This is a genomic window from Peptoniphilus asaccharolyticus DSM 20463 (assembly GCF_900176115.1).
Classification (GTDB): domain Bacteria; phylum Bacillota; class Clostridia; order Tissierellales; family Peptoniphilaceae; genus Peptoniphilus; species Peptoniphilus asaccharolyticus.
In genome coordinates this window covers 1-2,994 of the sequence record NZ_FWWR01000001.1, presented here as the reverse complement: position 1 = coordinate 2,994, position 2,994 = coordinate 1, and the positions used below count along the sequence as shown (strand labels likewise).

Here is a 2,994-nt window from a genome sequence, read left to right as displayed (position 1 = left end):
ATTGGAAGGAATGCTTACTATGACAGAGAACTAATCTATGGAAGGCTTAATAGAGGAGAACTTTTAATTATAAACGATGAATGTAATAAGAAGTTTGAAGAGGCAAATCTAGTTTCAGCTTTTTTAAGATGTAGCTTGGACTCCATGATTATAGGCTTGATTTAATTTTTTACACTCATATAGATTGTATGTCCTAAAATTTTAATCTCCAGTCCATCTATATATCCTATTTTAGAATTTAAATCCAGAGTATGAAGCCTCGTCACCTCATAGATAGCTGCTCTATATCTAACGCTGCCTCCGTCTTTAAGATTAATTGGAATTGGAATTAACATTGCGAGCAATCGTTAAAAGCANAAACAACATTTTCTTTATATAATTTATCATAACAAGTGCAACATAAATAAACTCATAGCTAATCAGCTGCCTTAATATGCAAGTGACCAAACAAAACATATTAAAAGGAGTGATAAACTATGAGCTATAACAATCTTACCATAGAAGAAAGATCTTGTATTTACCAAATTAAAAATTTAGGAATAAGTATAAGGAAAATTGCACAAGCACTTAATACGTCACCTAGTACAATATCTAGAGAAATTAAAAGAAATTCATCTAAGATAAAAGTTAGTAGGGGAAGTTACACTAAGTACTTTCCGATAAAGGCAAATGATAAATATATTGATAGAAGAAAAGACTGCCATAGAAAAAGTAAAGTCTCAAACTATGTATTTGATTATTGAGCAGTAAAAGATAAGGTACATAGGTCTCCTGATCAAATATCGAATAGTCACACAAATGAGATGCATCGACTACCCATCTACCCAACGAAATCATAGATAATACACGCCAAAAAGCTAGCCAAAAACTAGTATGAAAAATTTGAGAAGAACAAAGCTAAATTTAAAAGGCCAGAAGAAAAAAGAGGAAAATTCAATGATAAAGGTAGAACAATTAATATCATTCTCAATGCATATATCAGACTCAAGAGTTCGGCACACTGTAACGCGATACATGTGCATCGCGCAGATTAGATCATAAAAGGAAAAGTAGATGTTGTTTCGTAACTTTAGCAGAAAGAAAATCTAGATATTATATAGCAATCCTAGTTGAAAATAGAAAGTCGGAAAGCGTAACACCAGCAATAATAAATGCATTAAAAGATTATCCAAAAGAATTAGTAAAAACAATAACCTTTGATAGAGGTAAAGAATTTTCAGAATTTGAGAAAATAGAAAAAGAATTAGGATGCAAAACTTATTTTTGTGATCCCTATTGTGCATGGCAAAAAGGTACAAATGAAAATAGTAACGGACTTTTGAGGGAGTTTTATCCTAAGGGTATGGATTTATCAGAAGTGAATATTGATGAATTAAATTATAACTTAAGTTTAATGAATAATAGACCTAGAAAATGTATAAAATATAAAACACCTAAAGAAGAACTTTTTGGTCTCTTACCATAGGTGTTGCATTTGATTTGACAATTCGTCAATTAAAAAAGACGGTCAAAGTAAAAGACTTGGAAATAAAAAAAGAAATACCATTGCCGGTTAAAATGACAAGTCTTTTAGAAGGAATTCAAACTGGAAAGTTAGAAGAAGAATTTGACCTTTTAAGAGTTACAGAAGGTATAGTATTTTTACTTGGAATAGAACCTGATTTTAAATATGCTAAAGAGTACAGGGGTATAGTAGAAGTTATTCATTCAAATGTAAAAGATTATATACTATATCTATCTAAATATTATTTAGACAATAAAAATTTGATAGAGAGTTATATATATTTAAATGCACAAGATGCATTATTAGATTATGATGCAGATCTTTTCTTTACGAGATTAGGTGTGCTTGAACAAATTTATAATGAAAATATAGAACTTTTAGAAGATGAAGAAAAACAAGAAATCGTATCTAAATTGCTTAAAGGATATGAAGATATAACAAAGAAAGAAGAATATCCTTTAGCACTATATAAGTTGGGACATATAAATACAGGAATAGGAAATCACTTAAAAGCCATGTTGTACTTTAAAAAGTTTTTAAACTTTGACGGCAATGACGAATTGAAAAACGAAGTTAGAGTGAATATGGAAGAGCTTGAAGACTATGCAAGAATGGAAGAGGGAGAAGCATACCTTAGATATGGCAAGTTTAGAGAAGCGGAAAATGCATTTAATAAGATAAGTGAATCATACTATGAAGTGGATAAAGTGTCCTACTATAAAAGTATAATAAATTACCATTTAGGTAACTATGAAGAAGCATATGAATTAATAGAAGAAGCAATTGAAAAAGTTAATAGAGAGGAATACTATAATCATGCAGCTTTAGTAAGTGTTGCATTAGATAATATAGATCAATCTATAGCGTGGTATGAAAAAGGATTAGAGGAATTTAATAGGAGCTACACTCTGAACTATAATCTTGGTTTGTTATACTATAATTTAAAAGATAAAAAGTATAAGGACTATTTCCAAAAAGCCTGTGAAATAGGGCCTTCAGAGCAGTTGCTATCACTACTAAAATAGAATTTTAGAAAAAGTGAAAAAATAACGAAAAATATATTGACAGAGTAATGTTGAGATGTTAGACTAATAAAAGTCAACTGAACAAGTTGCAACAGCAAAACTTCAAAAAAAGAATTTAAAAAAAGTTCTTGACAGAAGAAAATGAGCTGTAGTATAATAAATAAGCTGTAGTATAATAAATAAGCTGTTCTGAGGAATGGCACTCCTTAAGAAAAAACTTAAAAAGAATGAAAAAAGTTCTTGACAAAGAAATCTTAAAGAGGTATAATAAATAAGCTGTTTCGCAAGAGATAGCCAAGAACAATGATAATTAAATAGTGTAGAAAAGAATAAAACTATAAGCAAAGCAAAAAGCTTAGCGGAAAAGTCAGTGAATAAAAACTGAGTGCTAAGGAACCAAACAATTTTAATCGAGAGTTTGATCCTGGCTCAGGACGAACGCTGGCGGCGCGCCTAACACATGCA

General features: G+C 30.1%; 4 protein-coding genes and 1 rRNA gene. 4 read left to right on the top strand and 1 reads right to left on the bottom strand.

The window, feature by feature from the left end:
- Window positions 1–161 precede the first annotated feature (161 nt).
- A complete protein-coding gene (locus B8869_RS11625) occupies window positions 162–335 on the bottom strand; it encodes a hypothetical protein (RefSeq protein ID WP_200805927.1) in 174 nt (57 codons plus the stop codon).
- Window positions 336–476: 141 nt separating this feature from the next.
- Between B8869_RS11625 and B8869_RS12325 the strand changes: the two genes are divergently transcribed.
- From B8869_RS12325 to B8869_RS00005, 4 genes are all read left to right on the top strand, one after another.
- A complete protein-coding gene (locus B8869_RS12325; protein WP_412458507.1) occupies window positions 477–743 on the top strand; it encodes a helix-turn-helix domain-containing protein in 267 nt (88 codons plus the stop codon).
- Window positions 744–1,096: 353 nt separating this feature from the next.
- Entirely contained in the window at window positions 1,097–1,465 is a 369-nt protein-coding gene (locus tag B8869_RS11830) for an IS30 family transposase (RefSeq protein ID WP_327083028.1), read from the top strand.
- Window positions 1,466–1,479: 14 nt separating this feature from the next.
- Window positions 1,480–2,529 (top strand): tetratricopeptide repeat protein, encoded by a 1,050-nt coding sequence (locus tag B8869_RS00010; RefSeq protein ID WP_084229714.1) that lies wholly within the window; start codon window positions 1,480–1,482, stop codon window positions 2,527–2,529.
- A gap of 406 nt (window positions 2,530–2,935) precedes the next feature.
- Window positions 2,936–2,994, top strand: a 16S ribosomal RNA gene (locus B8869_RS00005); the annotation flags it as partial.

Excerpts from the sequence above, each read along its gene's own strand:
- B8869_RS11625 (WP_200805927.1), bottom strand. The coding sequence starts at position 335 with ATGTTAATTCCAATTCCAATTAATCTTAAAGACGGAGGCAGCGTTAGA.
- B8869_RS12325 (WP_412458507.1), top strand. The coding sequence starts at position 477 with ATGAGCTATAACAATCTTACCATAGAAGAAAGATCTTGTATTTACCAA.